Below are 19,932 nucleotides of genomic sequence, written 5' to 3' on the forward strand. Positions count from 1 at the left end.
CACTGCATGACCGAACACGACGGCTACTTCGTCCGCCTCGACCAGAGCGCGGACGCCGCGCGTTTCCGGCCCACGCCCCACACCGGCGGCGCCTGGAACACGCGCGAGCAGCACATCAGCCCCATGAACGGGCTCATCGTCCACGAGGTGGAGCGGTTCTGCGCCGGGCGCGGCCCCGACGGGATGGCGGTGAGCCGCATCAGCGTCGACATCCTCGGGGTGCTCACGCTGGACCCGTTCGACGTCGAGGTGGCCGTGGTCCGGCCGGGACGCACGATCGAGCTCCTGGAGGCCACGGTGGTCTCGGGCGGGCGCGCGGCCGTGCGGGCGCGGGTGTGGCGGGCGGTCGTGCTCGACACGGAGAAGATCGCGGGCGGCGAGGACGCGCCGCTGCCCGGACCCGAGACGGCCGAACCGGTCGACCTGGAGCGGGTCTGGCCCGGCGGGTACATCCGCTCGATCGAGGCCCGCCCGGTCGGCACGCCGCGGCCGGGGCGGATCACCGTGTGGATCGGCGCGAAGGTCCCGGTGGCCGCGGGCGAGGACGCGAGCGCCCTCGCGCGGCTCGCGGGCCTGGTCGACACCGCGAACGGCGCGGCCGTGCGCGAGAGCCCCGAGGCGTGGCTGTTCCCGAACGTGGACTTGACGATCCACCTGTTCCGCCAGCCCGTGGGCCGGTGGCTCGGCCTGGACACCACGGTCGTCTTCGGGCCCTCGGGCCTGGGCACGACCTCCAGCGCCCTCCACGACACGGCCGGGCATTTCGGGCACGCGCAGCAGACGCTCACGATCCGCCCCCGGCCCGCCTCAGCGTGAGCGCGTAGGCCCGGGTACGACCCAGGTACGACCCGGGCCTCCCGAAGACCCGCGTCCAGGCCCACGCGGTGAGAGGTTCCCGTCCGTAGCGTCGTTCCCATGAGGCCGCGAGCAGAACGCGGCGGTGAAGGGAACGAGGGAACCGCGATGATCGAGGCACGCGAACTGACCAAGCGCTACGGGGACAAGACCGTGGTCGACCGGCTGAGCTTCACCGTGAAGCCCGGCGAGGTCACCGGGTTCCTGGGCCCCAACGGGGCCGGGAAGTCCACGACCATGCGGATGGTCCTGGGCCTGGACGCCCCCACGGCCGGGCGGGTCACCGTCAACGGCCGCGCCTACGCGGGGCACGGCGCCCCGCTCCACGAGATCGGCGCGCTCCTGGAGGCCAAGTCGGTCCACCCCGGGCGCTCCGCGGTCGGCCACCTGACGGCCCTCGCCCAGACCCACGGCATCGACCGCAAGCGCGTCGACGAGGTCATCGACCTGGCCGGGCTCGGCAGCGTCGCCCACAAGCGGGTCGGCGCGTTCTCCCTGGGCATGGGCCAGCGCCTCGGCATCGCCGCCGCGCTGCTCGGCGACCCGGAGGTCGTCATGCTCGACGAGCCGGTCAACGGGCTCGACCCCGAAGGGGTGCTGTGGATCAGGAACCTCCTCAAGTCCCTGGCCGCGGAGGGCCGGGCGGTGCTCCTGTCCTCGCACCTGATGAGCGAGACCGCGCAGATCGCCGAGCACCTCATCGTCATCGGCCGCGGGCGGCTCCTCGCCGACACCACCGTGGACGCGTTCGTGCGGGCCACGGGCACCGGCTCGGTGAAGGTGGGGTCCGACGAGGCCGCGCGGCTGCAAGCGCTGCTGGCCGGGCCCGACGTCACGGTGACCGCCTCGGACGAGACGGAGCTGCTGGTGTCGGGGCTGCACGCGCGCGAGATCGGGCGGATCGCGCTGCGCCACGGGGTGGCGCTGCACGAGCTGACGCCGCTCGGGGCCTCCCTGGAGGAGGCGTTCATGGACTTGACCACTGACGAGCTGGAGTACCGCAGTGCCCCGGCGGACGGAAGGAGCGCGCGATGAGCGCCATGACGATCGAACGCCCCGCGGAGGGCGGGCGGGAGCGCACGAGGGTGCGGCCGGTGCGGTTCGGCCGGGTCCTGCTCTCGGAGACGACGAAGTTCCGGACCATCCGGTCCACATGGATCTGCCTGTCGCTGGGCCTGGTCCTGCTCGGCCTGTTCGGGTCGATCGGCGCGTTCACCTACGACGGCGCCGGCGTCACCGACGGCCCGCCCGGGATCTCGGGGCGGCCGCTCGACGCGGTGAGCCTGGCGGTCATGGGCCTGTCGTTCGCGTCGCTCGTGGCGGGCGTGTTCGGGGTCCTGTCGACCGCGGGCGAGTACTCGACGGGGACGATCCGCTCGACGCTGGCCGCGGTCCCGAAGCGCCTGCCGGTGCTGTGGGCCAAGGCGATCCTCGCGGGCGGCGCGGTGTTCGCCGTCAGCGCGGTCGGGGTGCTCGCGGCGTTCCTGATCGGCTCGGTCGGGCTCGACGGCGAGGCGATCTCGCTGTCGCTCACCGACGACGGGGTGCTGCGGGCGCTGTTCGGCGCGGCCCTGTACCTGGGGCTCGTGGCGGTGTTCGGGGTGGCGCTGGGGGCGCTGCTGCGGTCCCCGGCGGGCGGGATCGCCGCGCTGGTGAGCGTCCTGCTGATCCTGCCGGGCCTGGCGATGCTGCTCCCCGACTCCTGGTACGACACGCTGAACCCGTACTTCCCGTCGAACGCGGGCGGCGCGGTCTACGCGCTGACGGAGACCTCCGACCGGCTCTCGCCGGGCGCGGGGATCGCGGTGTTCGCCGGATGGGTGGCGGTGACGCTCGCCGCGGCGGCGCTGCGGCTCAAGAAGACCGACGTGTAGCCGCATGAGGCGGGCCGCCCCGGGGAGACACTCCCCCGGGGCGGCCCTTTTGCCTGTTAAGCGACGAGGTTCGCGGCGAGGTCGGTGCCGAGGAACAGGCGCGGGGCGCCGTCGAGCGTGACGGTGGCCTTGCCGCCGCTGACGGCCACCGCGGAGCGCTGGCCGATGCAGTCGACGCGGGTCAGGCTCGTCCCGGCGGCCTTGACGGACAGCCCGGTCTTGGTGGGCCAGTGGTCCTCCCACACCTCGGGGGCGGCGAAGTCCCGCCCGGCGGGGTCGTGGTCGGTGTTGAGGACGTAGCCGTCGGCGCGGTGCCACAGGACCGCGGCCTCGCCCGCGGGCGTGTCGAACAGGAGGCCCTTGGCGAGCGGGTCGGCGAAGGCGAGCCAGCCGCGCGGGGTGGCCTGGTCGAGTTCCCTTGCGGCCGTGGCGTACGCGAGGAGCGAGGGCTTGAGGCTGGTGTCGCGGTTGACGAGCCCGAAGTGGTACTCGACGTCCTCGGGGTTGGCGACCTGCGGCTTGCCCAGGACCGAGTCGTGGAACTGGTACCAGCAGACGTTGCGGATGCCTTCGGCCTTGGCGAGGGCGAGGGTGAGGAAGACGTTCTCGGCGGCGGCCCGGTAGGTGTCGTTCCACCAGCCGTTGGGGCGGGTGCAGGCGTACGCCTCGGTCAGCCAGACCTCCTTCTCGCCGTGGACCGCCATGAGCGCCTGGAGCCTGCGCAGGCCGCCGAGGAAGTTCCAGTACGTGCCGGTGGGGCCCTCGTCCCAGTCGTCGCCGGAGGGGATGTAGTCGGGCGTGAAGTTGCCGCGCCCGGGGTGGTAGGCGAACCCGTCGATGAGGTCCCAGCCGCCGCCCGCGATGAAGTTCTCGACCCACGGCTCGTCCATGCCCGCGAGGCCGTTGTTGAGGAGCTTGACGTCGGCGCCGATCGAGGTGACGTAGTCGCGGACGGGCCGGATCGCCTTGTCGATGTACGCCTGGGCCGCCTGGCCGGTGTTGAAGGGCCGGTTGAGCTCGTTGCCGACCTCGAAGTACTCGGCCCCGGCGGCGACGGCGATGTCGGTGTTGACCTGCGCCCACGTGGCCGCGGCCTCGGCGTCCACGGTGAGGTCGGGTTGCAGCTCGACGTTGTGGGCCATGCCGCGGGCGTCGAACTCGGCGGGCGGCAGGCCGGGCCCGCCGTCGTAGGCGATGCGCACGCGGTTGACGCCCGCGAGCTGCCACAGGTCCATGAGCGCGTCGGCCGAGGGCACCTGGAGCCACGGGTAGTTCGCCATGCCGAACATGCTCTCGGACCCGGACTGGTAGGAGTGTGCGCCGAGGACGGCGATGTTGGTGCGCGCGAACGCCTCCTGGCCGCCGTAGGAGGCGGCGACCTCGGCGGTGGCGATGCCCGCGGCCGAGGTGGGCACGCTGATGACGTGGTCCCACGTGCCGCCCGCGGGCACGGACCCGGTGAGGTTCCCGAAGGTGAGCCGCGTGCCGTTGAAGTCCTTGACCCACCAGTCGAGGTCGACGGCGCGGGTCGTGTTGGAGCCGTTGGCGACCTGGACGTGGAGGCTCGCGGTCGCCCCCGCGGCGGCCCAGAGGTTGAACGGCTGCTCGGTCCAGATCTCGATCCCGAGGTCCTGGGCGGTGCCGATGGACGCGGTCGCGGAGGGCCGCTTCGCGCTGAAGAAGAAGTCGGCGGTCGAGACGATCGAGCCGTCCGATTGGGCGACGCCCGGGGCGTGGATCCAGGTCGCGTTGGTCCATGCCTGGCGGGAGTCGGCGAGGAGGAACATGCCGTGGAGCGCGCCCCAGGTGGAGGCGTGGGCGATGCCGGTCGTGTGCTCGTAGGGGATGCCGCCGCCGGTGTCGCGGACCCACTCGGTGACGGGCACGTACGCGTCCGCTTCGGTGGGGGCCTGGACGGCGCGGCTGAAGAGGAACCCCTCGGGGATGAGGGTGGCGGGGCCGGTGACGTGCCATTCGAGGTGCACGCGGTTGGTCGCGACGGTGAAGAGGCCGTACACGGCGACCGCGCCCGCGGCGGCGGGCATCGTGTAGTCCATCCGGATCGCGGGGGTGCCGTCGGCGAGGGCGGTGAGGACGGGGGTGCCGCCGGTGGAGAGCTGGATGCCCGCGGCGGTGTCCTTGATCTGGAACTTCGATCCCGCCGAGCGGGTGGTGCCGTTCCCGTCGCGGATCGCGAGGCGACCGCCCACGGAGGCGAGGATGCTGACGCCGCTCGCACTCAGCTGGACGTCGCCCTCGGCGGCCCAGGCTTCGACGGGGCTCGCCTCGGCCGCGAGCAGCACGCCCGCGGCGAACGTGGCGCCGAGGAGGCCGCGCCGGGTCAACTCTGATCGGTCAGACGTCATCGTCTGTCTCCCATGCTGGTTCTGATAATTCGCATTATCTGCGAGTGCCGCTCATCGTGCCGGGCCGGGCGCTGGCGTGTCAAGGGGTCTTGCGGATTTTGATGTTACGTATTATCGTTCCGAGGACCGCGCTGCTAATGCGCATTATCGAGATCGATGGGACAACGACAGATGACAGGGAAGCCCGGCAAGGTGACGCAGCGCGAGATCGCGCGCATCGCCGGAGTCAGCCAGACGACCGTCTCGATGGTGCTCAACGACCGGGACGGGTCCAACATCCGCATCCCCGACGCCACCCGCGAGCGCGTGCGCCGCGCCATCGAGCAGTCCACGTACGTCGCCGACCCCGCCGCCCGCCGCCTCGCCGGTCTCGACAACAAGATCCTCGGGGTCTTCACGTACGAGTCGGCGCTGACGCCCGAGTCCATGGACTTCTACGGCCCGCTGCTCAACGGCATCGAGCGCGCCGCCGAGAGCCTCGGCTGCGACCTGCTGTTCTTCACCTCCTCCCCCGTCGAGGAGGGTCGCAGGCGCCTGTTCCACCGCAACACGCGGCTGCGCCTGGCCGACGGCTGCGTCCTGCTCGGCCAGCAGATGGACGGCGAGGACCTCGAACGGCTCGTGGCCGAGTCGTTCCCGTTCGTCGCCGTCGGCCGCCGCGACGAGACCGACGCGCCCGTGCCGTACGTGGGGATCGACTACGGGTCCCTCACCGGGCGGCTCTTGGACCGCGCCGTCGAGCTGGGCCACGAGAAGGTGCTCTACCTGCACCGGGACCTGAACAGCCCCACCGCGAGGGACCGCCTCTCGGCGATCGGGCGGGCCCCCGGCGCGCTCGCCGTCGCCCCGTTCGCCGTCGGCGCGGACCTGTCGGACCTGCCGCAGGTCGTGGCCCGCTCCGGGGCCACGGCCGTGTTCGCCGAGGACGCCTTCCTCATCGAGGACGCCGCCCTGGTCCTCGGCGGGGCGGGCGCGGGACTGTCGCTCGCGGCCCTCGCCGAAGTGCGCGGCCACCGCATCGGCGGGCGCGCCCTCTCGGGCTTCCACACCCCGCGCCAGCAGGTCGCGGCCGAGGCGCTCGCGCTCCTCCAGCAGCTCATCTCCGCCCCCGCGGAGGAGCACGGCGGCATCGAGATCCAGCGGCTCCTCCAGGGCGAAGTGGCGTTCGGCGAGACCCTGACCGTGCGCGGCGGTGCCCGATGACGCACCTGAAGACCGACATCGCGGTCGTCGGCGGCGGGCTCGGCGGCGTCGCCGCGGCCCTCGCGGCCCTGCGCCGCGGCCGCCGGGTCGTCCTCTCCGAGGAGTACCCGTGGCTCGGCGGGCAGCTCACCAGCCAGGCCGTGCCTCCCGATGAGCACGTCTGGGTCGAGCAGTTCGGCGTCACCGCCACCTACCGGGCGCTGCGCGAGGGCATCCGCGCGTACTACCGCGACGCCTACCCGCTAACCGACGAGGCCCGCCGCGACCCGCAGCTCAACCCCGGGCGCGGGCGCGTCAGCCGCCTCTGCCACGAGCCGCGCGCGGCCCTCGCGGTCATCACGAAGATGCTCGCCCCGCATCTGTCGAGCGGGCGCCTCACCGTCCTCCAGCCGCACGTGCCCGTCGCGGCCGAGACCGTGGACGGCATCGTCCGCTCGGTCACCCTGCGCGACAAGGACACCAGGCACGACACGGTCGTGGAGGCCGCGTTCGTGCTCGACGCGACCGAGACCGGGGACCTCCTCCCCCTCACCGGCACCGCGTACGTCACCGGCGCCGAGGGCCGCGACGAGACCGGCGAGCCCAGCGCGCCCGCGACGGCGCAGCCGGAGAACATGCAGTCCATCGCCTGGTGTTTCGTGTTCGACCACGTCGAGGGCGACCACACCATCGAGCGGCCCGCCGACTACGACCACTGGCGGTCCCTGGCCCCCGCCTTCTGGGGCGACGCGATGCTCTCGTTCACCGCCCCCAGCCCGCGCACGCTCGAACCGGAGACCCGCACCTTCCACGTCAACCCGCCGTACGACACCGTCGGCGGCAAGGAGGCCCACGGGGACGACCCCGGCGACCTCGACCTGTGGGTGTTCCGCCGCATCGCCGCGCGCGAGACGTTCCTGCCCGGCAGCCTCGACAGCGACATCGTGCTCGCCAACTGGCCGCAACTGGACTACCTGGGCGGCAACGTCATCGACACGCCCGACCGGGACGTCCACCTGCGCGCCGCCAAGGCCCAGTCGCGGGCGTTCGTGTACTGGCTCCAGACCGAGGCCCCCCGGCCCGACGGGGGTACCGGGTGGCCCGGGCTGCGCCTGCGCGGCGACGTCGTCGGCACCGGCGACGGCTTCGCGCAGGCGCCGTACATCCGCGAGTCCCGGCGCATCCGCGCGATGCGCACCGTCGTCGAGCAGGACGTGGCGGTCGCCGTCCGCGGCCACGGCCGCCCCGCCCGCTTCGAGGACTCCGTGGGCGTCGGCATGTACCGCATCGACCTGCACCCCTCCACCGGCGGCGACAACTACATCGACGTCGAGTGCGCCCCCTTCGAGATCCCGCTCGGGGCCCTCGTCCCGGTCCGGACCCGCAACCTCCTGCCCGCCGCCAAGAACATCGGCACCACGCACATCACCAACGGCGCCTACCGGCTCCACCCCGTCGAGTGGAACGTCGGCGAATCCGCCGGCGAGCTCGCCGCGTTCTGCCTCGACCGCTCCCTGCATCCCGGGGACGTCCTCGCGAAACCCGAACTGGTCCGCCGGTTCCAGGCCGCCCTCACCGAGGCCGGCGTCGAAATCCATTGGCCCGAGATCATCGGCTACTAAAAGGAACACATCATGCCCACGACAGCAAAGAAGCTGGTCAGCGCCCTCGCATTGGGAACACTCGCGACCACGGCCGCCTGCGGCGGCGGCACTGAAGCCGCCACGGAGGACATCGAACTGCGCATGTCCGTCTGGACCTCCAACGAGGACCAGCTCGCGCTCTTCGACTCCATCGCCGACGCCTACATCGCCGACCATCCCGAGATCAAGTCGATCACGTTCGAGAGCCTCCCCTTCGAGGAGTACAACACCACCCTGACCACCCAGATCGCGGGCGGCAACGCCCCCGACCTGGCGTGGATGGGCGACCTCTCGGCCGACCTCATCGACTCCGGCGCCCTGGTCCCCCTCACCGAGACCCTTGAGGGCACCGAAGGCTGGGACTACGGCGACCTGCTCCCCAGCGTCACCGGCGAGTTCAGCCGGGACGGCGAGCTGTACGCCTACCCGTTCTCCAACTCCCCCTTCGCCCTGTACGTCAACACCGACCTCCTCGCCGAGGCCGGGCAGACCCTCGACCCCGCGGGCCTCACCTGGGACGAGGTGTCGGAGATCGGCGCGGCCGTCCACGACGCCACCGGCAAGGGCGGCTTCGTCGTCAACGACTTCAACTACTCCTCGTGGAACACCCTCGCCACCGTCTGGACCGGGTTCGGCGCCAGCGCGTGGAACGAGGACGGCACCGAGTGCGGGTTCGACAGCCCCGAGATGACCGAGGCGTTCACGTTCCTGCACAAGGCGATCTACACCGACGAGTCGATGCCCGGCCCCGGCACGACCGCCGACTTCTTCGCCGGTGACGCGGCCTTCGCGGTCGCTCAGGTCTCGCGCGCCGGGAACCTCGACGGGTCCTTCGCGTACGACATCGCGCCGCTGCCCGCGGGCCCCGCGGGCGACTACTCGGTGATCGGCCAGGCCGGCATGGGCGTCCTCGCCTCCAGCGCGAACGCCGAGGCGGCCACCGGGTTCCTCGCGTTCCTGACGAACCCGGAGAACGCGGCGCAGCTCGCCCAGTACTTCCCGCCGCCGCGCCAGTCGCTGCTGACCGGCGAGGCCCTCGCGGCCAACAACGAGAAGTTCACGGCCGAGCAGCTCCAGACCGTCGTGGTCGACCAGATCGCCGACGCGGTGACCCTGCCGAACCACACGAACCCGGCCGAGATCGCGCAGAAGGCGAAGACCGAGCTCGACGCGATGTGGGCGCCGGACGCCGACATCCCGGGCGTGCTCGCCTCGGTGTGCTCGGCCATCGACCCGCTGCTGGTCGCCGGGTAATGGCGATCGGCACCCGATCCGCTCCCGGGACGGCCTCGGCCGCCCCGGGGGCTCCCGCGCGGCGCGGGCGGTGGTGGACGCTGGGCCGCGCCGACGCGGCCGCGGGCTACCTGTTCATCGCGCCGCAGCTCCTCGGCGTGCTGGTGTTCGTGATCGTGCCGGTGGGGCTGGCGGTCTGGTACAGCCTCAACGACTGGAACATCTTCACCGGGGAGCTGACGTACGTCGGCGGCGGCAATTACCAGGCGGCCCTGGACGACCCGGCGCTGCCGAGCGTGCTCGGCGCGACCGCGGTGTTCTCCGGCGGCGTCGTGGCGCTCAACATCGTGCTGGGCCTGGCGCTGGCGGTGATGCTGAACCGGCGGTTCAAGGGCGCGGTGCTGTTCCGGACGCTGTTCTTCTCGCCCGTGGTGGTGTCGGTGGTCGCGTGGACCCTGGTGTGGGGGTTCCTGCTCCAGGACAACGGCGGCGTCAACGGGGTGCTCGCGGCGGTCGGCGTGGACGGCCCGAACTGGCTCCAGAGCGGCCCGACGGCGATGGTCGCGGTGACGTTCACGCAGGTGGTGCGCAGCGTCGGCATCAACATGGTGTTGTTCCTGGCCGCGCTGCAAGGGGTTCCCGGGGAGCTGTACGAGGCCGCGCGCCTCGACGGGGCGGACGCGCGGCGGATCTTCTTCAAGATCACGCTGCCGCTGATCTCGCCGACGCTGCTGCTGACGGCGATCATCACGATCGTGGGGGCGCTCCAGTCGTTCGCGCAGATCGCGGTGCTCACCGAGGGCGGGCCGGGCCTGTCGACGACGGTGCTCGTGTACTACGTGTTCCAGCAGGCGTTCAGCTTCAACGACATCGGCTACGGCTCGACGCTCGCGCTGATGCTCCTGACGTTCGTGATGGTGCTGACGGTGATCCAGTGGCAGCTGCGCAGGAAGTGGGTGTTCTATGAGGACTGACGCTCCCGCGGCCCGGTTCGGGCCGCTCGCGCGCCGGATCGCGCTGTACGCGGCGCTGGTCGTGCTCGCGGTGCCGTTCGTGGTGCCGACGCTGTGGATGGTCGCCTCGTCGTTCAAGCCGCTGAGCGAGATCTTCGCGTCCCCGCCGTCGTTCTTCACCGACTCCCCCACGGCGGCGGCCTACAGCGAGGCGTTCGCGTTCCAGCCGTTCGCGAGGCAGTACTTCAACAGCGTGTACATCGCGCTGACGGTGACGGTGCTGGTGCTGCTGGTGTCGGCGCTGGCGGGGTACGCGTTCGCGCGCATCCGCTTCCCCGGCCGGAACCTGCTGTTCGTGGTGGTGCTCGTCGGGCTGCTCGTGCCGAGCGAGGTGACGATCGTGCCGCTGTTCCAGATGTTCAAGCAGGCGGGGATGGTGAACACGCACTGGCCGCTGATCCTGGTGACGGCGTTCGCGGCGCCGTGCGTGCTCGCGACGTTCATCATGCGGCAGTTCTTCATCGCGCTCCCGGTGGAGCTGGAGGAGGCCGCGCGCCTGGACGGCCTGGGCCGCTTCGGGATCTGGCGGCGGATCTGCCTGCCGCTGGCGAAGCCCGCGCTGTCGGCGGTGGCGATCCTGACGTTCCTGTCCTCGTGGAACCTGTACCTGGAGCCGACGGTGTACCTGACGTCGCCGGAGCTGTTCACGCTCCCGCAGGCGCTCACCCGGTTCACCGACCCGTACGGCGGCGAGATGTGGAACACGCAGCTCGCGGCGGCGACGATGACCGTGGTGCCGGTGCTGGTGGTCTTCCTGATCGCGCAGCGCCAGTTCGTGGAGAGCCTGGCCCACTCGGGCCTGAAGGGCTGAGGCCCTTACGCCTTCACCTGGATGAAGGCGCGGGTGCCGGTGAGGCGCCAGTCGGGCGCGTCGGCGTCGAGCTTCGCGAGCCGGGCGGGGTCGACGCCGACGGCCAGGTCGGACTTGGCGGTCCGCAGGGCCGCCACCGGGCCCGGGAAGTACCCGGCGGCCTCGCTGAACGGGGTCGTCGGGTCCCATTGGCGGTCGCCCACGAGGCGGCGGTAGTTCAGGTCGCCCTTGAGGATGACGAGCTTCGCGGTCGCGAAGTCGTCGGCGAGGTCCGAGGGGATCGTCCGGTAGTCGGTGGGGTGGACGTACGCGCCGTGGGCGCGCAGCCGCAGCCAGCCGAGCCGGATCGCGTCCCGCAGGCGCCCGGCGAGGCCGCGCACGGGCTCGTGCGGGTCGCGGTCGAGGACGTCGAGCGTGTCGAGGACGTCCCGGCCGGTGGCGTCGGAGACGAAGTACGGGTGCGGCTTGAGGTGCAGCTCGACGGGGCCGGTGCCGGTCTCCAGGAGGTGGTCGACGAGCGCGAGGTCCGCGGTGATCTCGCGGCCGGCGTTGTCGGCGACGACGATGACGGGGGCGTCCCCGGGCCCGTCGGCCAGCGCCCACAGGGCGTCCGAGTCGTCGGCGACGATCTCGCCGGCGCTGGTGGAGGCGTCGGGGTTGTCGGTGCGGAAGCCGAGGTCGGCCTGGTTGCCCCAGAGGGCGGCGAGGAGGAGGGCGCGGCGGCGGTCGTCGGGGTGGGCGCCTTCGAGGGCGGCGTAGGCGTCGAGGTCGGCGCGCAGTTCGGGGCCGTCGAGCTGGGCGCGCTTCTGGGGCGCGAAGGGGTCGACGCCGCACCAGGGGCTGTCGTAGTGGTGGTACTCGACGGCGCGGAGGATGCGGCGGTAGAAGTACGACTCGGCCCACAGGAACGGCAGGGAGTCCCAGGGCAGGCCCGCGTGGGCCTCGGTTTCGAGGTGCCAGGTGTGGATCTCGGGGCCGCCGGGGGTGCGGGGCGGGACGGTTCCGGCGAGGGACTCGGCGAGGAGCGCTTCGAGGGCTTCGGCGATGTGGGGCGGGTAGGGGTGGTCGCCGAGGAGGTTGGCGATGAGCACGGGGTGGCGCTCGTGGAAGACCGAGCGGCTGAAGGAGCCGGGCCGGTCGATGCCGATGTGCGGGGGCAGTCCGGGCACTTCCACCACTCCGTTCGCTCGCGGTACGCGGCAATGATGCCATCCCGTGGCGTGCCGTTGTGCGGCTGTTCGGACGTGCGTGTCCCCCTTGGGATGTGACGCACCGCATCTTACCGATAACACTTTTATCGGTCAATCGGTCCGCCACCTGGGGGGACGTTGCTCGAATTGTTACCACCACCGGTCTATCCAACCATTTATCTATGGGTTAGATTTACCCCCGTCTCAACCCCGCGCCGACGGTGTAGTCGGCGCAAGACAGAGAGAGGCCGAGACATGGAGAACAAGATCAGCCGGCGCACCCTGGTCCAGGCCGCGGCCACCGCCGGCGTCGCGGTCCCCGTCCTCGCGGCGTGCGGAGGCGGCGACGACGACGGCACCGGCCCCCTGAAGATGGTCGTCTGGGGCGGCGACCTCGACAAGGAGACGTACCAGGCCCGCATCGACTTGTTCGAGAAGGCGAACCCCGACGTCAAGATCGAGCTCCAGCTCATCCCCTCGGACCAGTACGAGCAGAAGGTCCAGACGATGATCGCGGGCGGCGACGGCCCCGACATCATGCAGGTGGCCGAGGGCGTCAACACGTACTCCTCGAAGAGCCAGATCCTGCCGCTCGACGACTACGCCAAGGACGCGGGCCTCGACCTGGAGGAGCGCTTCGGCCCCGTCGGGACCCTCTACAGCTACGAGGACAAGGTCTACGCGATCCCCGACCGCTCGGGCGCGATGATCGTCTACTACAACAAGGACCTCTTCGACGCCGCGGGCGTCGAGTACCCGACGGCCGAGTGGACCCAGGAGGACGCCCAGGCGGCCATGGAGAAGCTGACCGTGGCGGGCACCCAGTGGGGCTACGGCGGCGCGGGCTGGTGGCCGCAGTGGTGGTCCTTCGCCTACCAGAACGGCGGGCAGATCATCGACGACGGCGGGCAGCCGACCGCGAACTCCCCCGAGGTCGTCGCGGCCCTCCAGTGGGCGAACGACCTGGCGCACAAGGACCACGTCGTGCCGACCGCCGCCGAGTACGCGGACATGGGCCCGGACATGGGCGGCGACCCCGCTTTCGCCGCGCAGAAGGTCGCGATCAACACGACCGGCTTCTGGGCCATCGGCGGCCTCCTCGAAGTGGACTTCAACTGGGACATCGCGCCGCTGTGGCGCGGCGCCGACCAGGCCGTCTCGGCCTTCGGCTCGGGCCTGGCGATCTCCCGCGACTGCAAGAACCCCGAGCGCGCGTTCAAGGCCATCGAGTTCCTGACGAACGCCGACGCGCAGGAGGTCATCATCGACAAGGCCCAGGACGTCCCGGCCAACCTCGAAGTGCAGCAGTCCGACGCGTTCCTGACCCCCTCGTGGGCGACCACGCCGCTGAACATGGCCGCGTTCGGCGAGTCCGCGGACTTCATCTTCCGCGCGCCGTTCATCCCGCAGTGGAACGAGATGCAGGCCGCGTTCAACGACAACCTGGGCACGTTCTGGAACGAGGGCGGCGACGCCCAGACCGAGCTGGACAAGATCCAGACGCAGCTCGAATCGATCATCACCGATTAATTAGGGCCCTGACGATGTCGAAGACCGTCGACGAAGCCCCCGGTGCGGCGCGCCCTGCGCGCCGCGCCGGGAGGCGCAGCAAAATGTCGTCACGCCGCAAGAAGGAGGCCTTCTACTTCTGGCTCTTCATCTCGCCGTGGCTGATCGGGTTCGTGGGGTTCCTGCTGGGCCCCATGATCGCGTCCGTGTACATCTCGTTCACCGAGTGGGACTCGTTCACGCCGCCCGAATGGGTCGGCCTGGACAACTACGCCAAGGCGCTCACCGGGGACCCGGTGTTCTGGAAGGCGCTGGGGAACACGTTCTACTACGCGCTCGTCTCGGTCCCGCTGGGCCTGGTGATCGGTGTGTGGCTGGCGAACCTGCTGAACAAGCGGGTGCGCGGCCGCAAGCTCTTCCGCACCTTCATCTACCTGCCGACGCTGGTGCCGCTCGTGGCGACCGCGATGGTCTTCAAGATGGTGCTGGCGCCCTCGGGCCCGCTCAACGAGCTGCTCGGGTGGTTCGGCATCCAGGGGCCCAACTGGCTCCTCGACCCGACCTGGGTCAAGCCCGCGCTGATCGTGCTGTCCGCCTGGGGCGCCGGCGGGGCCACCGTGCTCCTGCTGTCGGCCATGAACGGCATCCCGCGCGAGCTGTACGAGGCCGCCGAGATCGACGGCGCCGGCGCCTGGCGCCAGTTCTGGTCGGTGACGTTCCCGCAGATCACCCCGGTGATCTTCTTCAACCTGATCATGGGCCTCATCGGCTCGTTCCAGATCTTCTCGCAGGTGTACATCCTGACCGCGGGCGGTCCGGACAACGCCAGCCAGATGATGGTGCCGCTGCTGTTCCGCGAGGCGTTCTCGTTCTACCACTTCGGTTACGCGTCGGCCGTCGCCTGGCTGCTGTTCCTGGTCATCATGGCGTTCACGCTCATCGCGTTCCGCACGTCCCGCAGCTGGGTCTTCTACGAGCAGGAGGTCCGATGACCGCCATCGCCACCAAGCCCGCGTCCCGCAGGAAGCGGACCGGCGAGCGCGAACCGCGCCTGCTGTCGGTGTTCAAGGCCTCGCCCGCGACGTACGCGGTGCTCCTGGTCGTCTCCGCGATCTTCTTCGTGCCGTTCATCCTCATGGTCTCGATCTCGCTGGCGAGCGACCAGACGAGCGCGCAGAACGCGTTCACGGTCCTGCCCACCGAGTTCGAGTGGCGCAACTTCACCGAGGTGTTCACCGCGACCGGCCTGCCGGTCGGGCGGTTCGTCCTCAACTCGGTCCTCATCGCCACGCTCTCGGCGGTCGGCCAGGTGCTCTCGTCCTCGCTCGTCGGGTACGCGTTCGCGCGCCTGCGGGCCCCGGGCAAGGGCGTCATGTTCCTCATCGTGCTCGCCACGATGATGATCCCCGCGCAGATCACGATGATCCCGCAGTTCCTGCTGTTCAAGGAGCTCGGCTGGGTCAACACCTACCTGCCGCTGATCATCCCGAACTTCTTCACCAACGCGTTCAACGTGTTCCTGGTGCGGCAGTTCGTCTCCCGCATCTCCGGGGAGCTGGACGAGGCGGCGCAGATGGACGGCCTGGGCTACTTCGGGATCTACCGCAAGATCATCCTGCCGATGATGTGGCCGATCCTCACGGCCATCGCGATCTTCACGCTCACGCACGCGTGGGGCGACTTCATGGGCCCGCTCATCTACCTCAACTCCGAGGAGTCGATGCCGCTGGCGCTCGGCCTCCAGTACATGACGGGGACGAGCAACGAGATGCAGCTGCCGCCGTGGAACCTGGTCATGGTCGGGTCGATCATCCTGACGCTGCCGATGATCGCGATCTACTACCTCGGCCAGAAGTACCTCTACGAGATGAACCTCCAAGGCGGAAGTGCAGGAGTGAAGTAGTGACTGATCTGTCCACCTCGGCCGTCCGGCTCGACCCCACCGGGCTCGTGCTCGACGGCCGCGAGGAGGCGCTGCTGTGCGCGTCGCTGTTCTACTTCAGGCTCCCCCGGGAGACCTGGGAGGCGCGGCTCGCCGCGGTCCGCGCCACCGGTTACCGCGCCGTCGACGTCTACCTGCCGTGGAACTTCCACGAGACCGCCCCCGGCGTGTGGGACTTCGCAGGACGGCGCGACGTCGGGGCGTTCCTCGACCTCGCGCACGAAGCGGGCCTCGCGGTCGTCGCGCGGCCCGGCCCGTACATCTGCTCCGAGTGGGACGGCGGGGCGCTGCCCGCATGGCTGGGCCTCGACCCCGACCTGCGGGTGCGCCAGGCCGAACCGCGGTTCCTGGAGCAGGTCCGCGGCTGGTTCGACCGGGCGATGCCGCTGCTGGCCGAGCGCCAGTGGGGCCGCGGCGGCGCCGTCGTCGCCGTGCAGCTGGAGAACGAGCTCGACTTCTTCGACACCGCCGACCGGCACGCCTACATCACCGCGCTGCGGGACATGGCGACCGGCCACGGGATCGAGGTGCCGCTCATCGCGTGCGCGGGCCAGGGCGACCTGGTCGGCGCCAACGGCGGCGTCGAGGGCGTGGCCCCCGCGTTCAACTTCTACCCCGACGACCGCTCGCCGTTCGTCGAGGCCGAAGTGCGGCAGTATGCCGACCTCGTGGCCTCCCGCGGCCTGCCGCTGCTGGTCACCGAGACCAACCGCAGCCACGCCACGCTCCGGCGCCTCCTGGTCTCCGGCGCCCAGCTCATCGCGCCGTACCTCCAGGGCTCGGGCTACGACTTCGGGTACACGCCCTCGGTCGGCAACTGGGGCGACCCGGGCGGGTTCATGACCCACGACTACGACTTCGGCGGCTACCTCTCCCCCGTGGGCGAGGCGCGGCCGGAGACGGCCGAGGCCCGCGTGCTCACCGCGTTCGCGCGCACCCTCGGACCGGCCCTCGCGAAGGCCCGGACCACCGGGGCCGAAGGCGTGCAGAGCGTCTCGGTGACCACCAGCTCGTCGCCCTCGCAGCTCGTCCTCAACGGCGGCGGCACGGTCACCGGCGTCCCGAACCTCACCGAGAAACCCGGAACGGCCTGGGTCGGCGGGATCGAGGTGGCGCTCGCGCCGCGCTCGACCGCGCTGGTCGTGCGGGACCTGCCGCTCGCGGGCTTCGGCCTGCCGGGCGTCCTGGAGTTCGCGTCCGCGGACCTGGTGAGCGCCACCGCCAACGGGCTCGGATTCGCCGCCCGCGCGGCGAGCACGGTCGTCGTGGACGGCGAGACCGCCGCCTTCGACGCGCCCGAGGCCGGGAAGCCGTTGCGGCGCACCGTGGGCCGCGTCGAGGTCGTCGTGCTCCACCCCGAGGACGTCACCGACGCCGACGGCGCGCAGGGCGTCATCCACGGCCCCGCAGGGGAAGCCGCGGAGCTGACCGCCGCCTACCGCCGCGCGCTGCCGACCCGCACGGGCCGGACCGAGGCGCACGAGCTGCCGCCGGTCTCCGAGGCCGTGGGCGTCCACCGCGGGCGCACGCACTACGCCGCGGCGCTCGACGGCGTCGAGGAACTGCTCATCGAGGGCGCGGCCGACATCGTGGACCTCGCGCTCGACGGCGAGAGCCTGCCGACGCGGGTCGTCTACGGCGCCGCCGTCACCGTGGCGACCGCTGGCAGGACCAGGTTCGACGCGACCGTGGAGACCTGGGGCCACTGCAACTTCGACGACGCGCGGCTCCCGGGCCTCGCGCTCGGCTCCCTCCGCGGCCTCGGGAAGGTCTGGGCCGTCGCCGCACGCGAGGACGTCCATGCGCTGTGGACCGTGGACGGCGGCTCGCAGTGGGCCGGCGACCCCGCGCCCGTGCGCAGCCTCGGCGGCTGGAGCAGCACCCGCATCGGCCGCCCGGCGACCTACCGCCGCGCGCTGCCGGTCGACGGGACCAGCCACTACGCCTTCCACATCGGCGAACTCGCCCTCCCGGTCGAGGTCGTCGTGGACGGCGAGGCGCGCATCGTCAGCCCCATCGACCCGTGGGTCCACCTGGAGCCCGGGCAGGGACGGGACGTCGCGGTCACTGCGCCGCACTGGCCCGGCTCCGGCTCCGGCCCCGTGGAGCTGCTCCGGCTCGAAGCCGTGCGCGGCTGGCAGGTCGAGGCCCAGAACGACGCGGCGATCATCGCGCTCGCGGGCCAGGACGCCGAAGGGCTCGCCGTGGAACTCCCCCTGGAGCTCGCGCCCGGCGAGGAGGCGTGGCTCGACGTCCCCGTGCCCGACGGCGGCCTGTCGCTCCGGTTCGAGGGCGAGCAGGTCCGCCTGAGCGCCTTCGCCAACGGGGAGCTCCTGGGCCGGGTGTGGCTCGACGACCCGCACCGCCCCCGGTTCACCGGCGGCGACCCCGGTCGACTGTGGATGCCCGCCGGCTGGAACTCCGGTACCGTCAGAGTGCTGGCCCGCGGCACCGCCGGAGGCGTCCAGCCGCGCCTCTCACGCGTCACCGCAGCCCCCGCACCGGAGTAGATCCGAGCCCCCAGGAGACACCGACATGGCCCCCACCAGGCGCACCTCGCGCGACATCCGCAGCGAATCGCGGCTCGACGTCCTGCACGCACTGCTCACTGCGGGAGAGACGACCCGCAACGACCTCGCGCGCACCACGGGACTGAGCACGGCCACGGTCGCCACGGTCGTCAGCGACCTGCTCTCGGGCGGGATCGTCACCGAGGCCCGCGTCGCCTCCGGGCGGGTCGGTCGGCCCACGACACTCCTGCGGCTCAACCAGGATCGCGGCCGCATCGTCGGCGTCGACGTCGCGGAGACGTACATCAGGGCGGTCGTGTTCGACGCCGCCCTCGATGAGGTCGCCTCCGCCGAGGTCGCCGCCGACGAGCGGCACGACGACACCGAAGAGGTCGTGGACGGCATCGCCCGCGCCGTCGACGCCGCGCTGGCCGAGGCGCGCACGCCGCGGCACGAGGTGCTCGGCGTGGGCATCTCGCTCCCCGGCTCCATGCAGCGCTGGGGCGGGGCCTCCCCCGTCATGCCCAACGCCGTCTGGCGCCACCTCGACCGCATCCGCGAGCGCCTCGACCTGCCGGTGGTGCTCGACAACCCGCTCAAGGCCATCGCCACCGCCGAGCTCTGGTTCGGCCAGGGCCGCAGGCACTCCAGCACCATCACCGTGAACCTCGGCACCGGCGTGGGCGCCGGGATCATCCTCAACGGCGCGATCCTGCGCGGCGCCACCAACTTCGCGGGCGAGTGGGGCCACAGCCTCCTCGCCCTCGACGGGCGGCCCTGCCGCTGCGGGCGCCACGGCTGCGTCGAGGCGTACGTGGGCGCCGACGGCATCCAGCGCACCCTGGGAGCGGTCGCCCCCGACCACCCGCTCGCCTCGGTCACCCATCAGCGGGACTTCATCGGCGCCTTGGCGACCGCGCTGGAGCCGCCCGAACCGGACCCGGCCGTCACCGAGACGATCGAGCGCACCGCCCGCTACCTGGGCGCCGCCCTCGCCGACCTCGTCGCGATCGTCAACCCCGAGACCATCACCCTCACCGGGTGGACCGTCTGGGCCCTCGGCGACCACCTCGTGCCCGCCGTGCGCCGCAGCGTGGTCGAGGAGGCCCCCGGCGACTCCGCGGCCGACCTGGAGGTCGAGGTGTCCACCGTGCGCGGCAACTCGGTCGCCACGGGCATCGCCACGATCGCCTTGGAGCGCTTCCTGAGCGACGTCGGTCTGGTCACCACGAGGGTTCCCACGGCCCTGTGAGGTGTGCGGTCCGCCCGACCGGGTAACCGGAGGACGGAAGACGACGCGCCGACCGGCGCGTTCCGCGACCGAAGGAGGTCTGCCTTGAGCAGCATCACCGAATCAGTCGACGTCGAAGTCCCGGTCTCCACGGCGTACAACCAGTGGACCCAGTTCGAGACCTTCCCGTCCTTCATGGACGGCGTGGACGAAGTGCAGCAGATCGGCGAGACGCTCACCCACTGGCGCATGAGCATCGGCGGCGTCGCCCGCGAGTTCGACGCGACGATCACCGAGCAGCACCCGGACGAGCGGGTCGCCTGGAAGTCCATCTCCGGGCCCTCCCACGCGGGCGTGGTCACGTTCCACCGCCTCGGCGACGACACCACCCGCGTCACCGCGCAGATGGACATCGACCCCGACGGCTTCGCCGAGACCGTCGCCGACAAGGCCGGGTTCCTGACGCACCGCGTCAAGGGCGACATGCAGCGGTTCAAGCTCTTCATCGAGGACCGCGGCACCGCGTCCGGCGGCTGGCGGGGCGACGTCGAGCCGCCCGGCCTGCCGCTCTGA

General features: G+C 71.5%; 16 protein-coding genes. 14 read left to right on the forward strand and 2 right to left on the reverse strand.

The genetic code is table 11. The features are described 5' to 3' along the window. The first annotated feature begins 6 nt into the window (after window positions 1-6). The 3 genes from ACFFXY_RS23970 (at window position 7) to ACFFXY_RS23980 (ending at window position 2,729) form a co-directional block, all read left to right on the forward strand. Window positions 7-816: a thioesterase family protein gene (locus ACFFXY_RS23970; RefSeq protein WP_382356567.1), complete on the forward strand. Its 810-nt coding sequence runs from the start codon at window positions 7-9 to the stop codon at window positions 814-816. A gap of 147 nt (window positions 817-963) precedes the next feature. Beyond that, on the forward strand, window positions 964-1,890 hold the full coding sequence (locus ACFFXY_RS23975) for an ATP-binding cassette domain-containing protein (RefSeq protein WP_382356569.1): 927 nt from the start codon (window positions 964-966) through the stop codon (window positions 1,888-1,890). After that, entirely contained in the window at window positions 1,887-2,729 is an 843-nt protein-coding gene (locus tag ACFFXY_RS23980) for an ABC transporter permease (RefSeq protein ID WP_382356571.1), read from the forward strand. The genes ACFFXY_RS23975 and ACFFXY_RS23980 overlap by 4 nt, the downstream gene beginning before the upstream one ends. A 56-nt stretch (window positions 2,730-2,785) precedes the next feature. On the opposite strand, the gene ACFFXY_RS23985 is transcribed toward ACFFXY_RS23980, so the two are convergent. Continuing rightward, entirely contained in the window at window positions 2,786-5,095 is a 2,310-nt protein-coding gene (locus tag ACFFXY_RS23985) for a hypothetical protein (protein WP_382356573.1), read from the reverse strand. Window positions 5,096-5,266: 171 nt separating this feature from the next. Here ACFFXY_RS23985 and ACFFXY_RS23990 point away from each other — a divergent pair, with 171 nt between their 5' ends. From ACFFXY_RS23990 to ACFFXY_RS24010, 5 genes are read left to right on the forward strand one after another with little or no spacing between them, the layout of a single operon-like run. Beyond that, window positions 5,267-6,298, forward strand: a complete 1,032-nt coding sequence (locus tag ACFFXY_RS23990) for a LacI family DNA-binding transcriptional regulator (RefSeq protein WP_382356575.1) — start codon at window positions 5,267-5,269, stop codon at window positions 6,296-6,298. Continuing rightward, window positions 6,295-7,899 (forward strand): FAD-dependent oxidoreductase, encoded by a 1,605-nt coding sequence (locus ACFFXY_RS23995; RefSeq protein ID WP_382356577.1) that lies wholly within the window; start codon window positions 6,295-6,297, stop codon window positions 7,897-7,899. Before ACFFXY_RS23990 ends, ACFFXY_RS23995 begins: the two co-directional genes overlap by 4 nt. 12 nt (window positions 7,900-7,911) lie before the next feature. Next, complete coding sequence (locus ACFFXY_RS24000; RefSeq protein ID WP_382356579.1) at window positions 7,912-9,174, forward strand: ABC transporter substrate-binding protein; 1,263 nt, start codon at window positions 7,912-7,914, stop codon at window positions 9,172-9,174. Beyond that, window positions 9,174-10,127 carry a carbohydrate ABC transporter permease gene (locus ACFFXY_RS24005; protein ID WP_382356581.1) on the forward strand — a complete coding sequence of 318 codons (954 nt, stop codon included), beginning with the start codon at window positions 9,174-9,176 and terminating at the stop codon, window positions 10,125-10,127. The genes ACFFXY_RS24000 and ACFFXY_RS24005 overlap by 1 nt, the downstream gene beginning before the upstream one ends. Beyond that, window positions 10,117-10,977 carry a carbohydrate ABC transporter permease gene (locus ACFFXY_RS24010; protein ID WP_382356583.1) on the forward strand — a complete coding sequence of 287 codons (861 nt, stop codon included), beginning with the start codon at window positions 10,117-10,119 and terminating at the stop codon, window positions 10,975-10,977. The genes ACFFXY_RS24005 and ACFFXY_RS24010 overlap by 11 nt, the downstream gene beginning before the upstream one ends. Before the next feature lie 5 nt (window positions 10,978-10,982). Here ACFFXY_RS24010 and ACFFXY_RS24015 read toward each other — a convergent pair whose 3' ends face one another. After that, a complete protein-coding gene (locus ACFFXY_RS24015; RefSeq protein ID WP_382356585.1) occupies window positions 10,983-12,146 on the reverse strand; it encodes a damage-control phosphatase ARMT1 family protein in 1,164 nt (387 codons plus the stop codon). A 276-nt stretch (window positions 12,147-12,422) separates the two neighbouring features. Here ACFFXY_RS24015 and ACFFXY_RS24020 point away from each other — a divergent pair, with 276 nt between their 5' ends. From ACFFXY_RS24020 to ACFFXY_RS24045, 6 genes are all read left to right on the forward strand, one after another. Beyond that, window positions 12,423-13,697: an ABC transporter substrate-binding protein gene (locus ACFFXY_RS24020; protein WP_382356587.1), complete on the forward strand. Its 1,275-nt coding sequence runs from the start codon at window positions 12,423-12,425 to the stop codon at window positions 13,695-13,697. Window positions 13,698-13,780: 83 nt separating this feature from the next. After that, entirely contained in the window at window positions 13,781-14,668 is an 888-nt protein-coding gene (locus ACFFXY_RS24025; protein WP_382356589.1) for a carbohydrate ABC transporter permease, read from the forward strand. Beyond that, window positions 14,665-15,579, forward strand: coding sequence for a carbohydrate ABC transporter permease (locus ACFFXY_RS24030; protein ID WP_382356591.1), 915 nt, complete (start codon window positions 14,665-14,667; stop codon window positions 15,577-15,579). The genes ACFFXY_RS24025 and ACFFXY_RS24030 overlap by 4 nt, the downstream gene beginning before the upstream one ends. Then, window positions 15,579-18,128 carry a beta-galactosidase gene (locus ACFFXY_RS24035; RefSeq protein WP_382356593.1) on the forward strand — a complete coding sequence of 850 codons (2,550 nt, stop codon included), beginning with the start codon at window positions 15,579-15,581 and terminating at the stop codon, window positions 18,126-18,128. Before ACFFXY_RS24030 ends, ACFFXY_RS24035 begins: the two co-directional genes overlap by 1 nt. A 25-nt stretch (window positions 18,129-18,153) precedes the next feature. Further along, on the forward strand, window positions 18,154-19,380 hold the full coding sequence (locus ACFFXY_RS24040) for an ROK family transcriptional regulator (protein ID WP_382356595.1): 1,227 nt from the start codon (window positions 18,154-18,156) through the stop codon (window positions 19,378-19,380). Between the two features lie 84 nt (window positions 19,381-19,464). Beyond that, window positions 19,465-19,932, forward strand: coding sequence for an SRPBCC family protein (locus ACFFXY_RS24045; RefSeq protein WP_382356597.1), 468 nt, complete (start codon window positions 19,465-19,467; stop codon window positions 19,930-19,932).

This window comes from Glycomyces mayteni (assembly GCF_042428885.1).
Taxonomy (GTDB): Bacteria; Actinomycetota; Actinomycetes; order Mycobacteriales; family Micromonosporaceae; genus Glycomyces; species Glycomyces mayteni.

What these genes read in the sequence shown, in the direction of transcription:
- ACFFXY_RS23980 (WP_382356571.1), top strand. Translation starts at nt 1,887, where the DNA reads ATGAGCGCCATGACGATCGAACGCCCCGCGGAGGGCGGGCGGGAGCGC.
- ACFFXY_RS24030 (WP_382356591.1), top strand. Translation starts at nt 14,665, where the DNA reads ATGACCGCCATCGCCACCAAGCCCGCGTCCCGCAGGAAGCGGACCGGC.
- ACFFXY_RS24025 (WP_382356589.1), top strand. Translation starts at nt 13,781, where the DNA reads ATGTCGTCACGCCGCAAGAAGGAGGCCTTCTACTTCTGGCTCTTCATC.
- ACFFXY_RS23975 (WP_382356569.1), top strand. Translation starts at nt 964, where the DNA reads ATGATCGAGGCACGCGAACTGACCAAGCGCTACGGGGACAAGACCGTG.
- ACFFXY_RS24000 (WP_382356579.1), top strand. Translation starts at nt 7,912, where the DNA reads ATGCCCACGACAGCAAAGAAGCTGGTCAGCGCCCTCGCATTGGGAACA.
- ACFFXY_RS24010 (WP_382356583.1), top strand. Translation starts at nt 10,117, where the DNA reads ATGAGGACTGACGCTCCCGCGGCCCGGTTCGGGCCGCTCGCGCGCCGG.
- ACFFXY_RS23985 (WP_382356573.1), bottom strand. Translation starts at nt 5,095, where the DNA reads ATGACGTCTGACCGATCAGAGTTGACCCGGCGCGGCCTCCTCGGCGCC.
- ACFFXY_RS24020 (WP_382356587.1), top strand. Translation starts at nt 12,423, where the DNA reads ATGGAGAACAAGATCAGCCGGCGCACCCTGGTCCAGGCCGCGGCCACC.
- ACFFXY_RS24040 (WP_382356595.1), top strand. Translation starts at nt 18,154, where the DNA reads ATGGCCCCCACCAGGCGCACCTCGCGCGACATCCGCAGCGAATCGCGG.
- ACFFXY_RS23995 (WP_382356577.1), top strand. Translation starts at nt 6,295, where the DNA reads ATGACGCACCTGAAGACCGACATCGCGGTCGTCGGCGGCGGGCTCGGC.
- ACFFXY_RS23990 (WP_382356575.1), top strand. Translation starts at nt 5,267, where the DNA reads ATGACAGGGAAGCCCGGCAAGGTGACGCAGCGCGAGATCGCGCGCATC.
- ACFFXY_RS24005 (WP_382356581.1), top strand. Translation starts at nt 9,174, where the DNA reads ATGGCGATCGGCACCCGATCCGCTCCCGGGACGGCCTCGGCCGCCCCG.
- ACFFXY_RS23970 (WP_382356567.1), top strand. Translation starts at nt 7, where the DNA reads ATGACCGAACACGACGGCTACTTCGTCCGCCTCGACCAGAGCGCGGAC.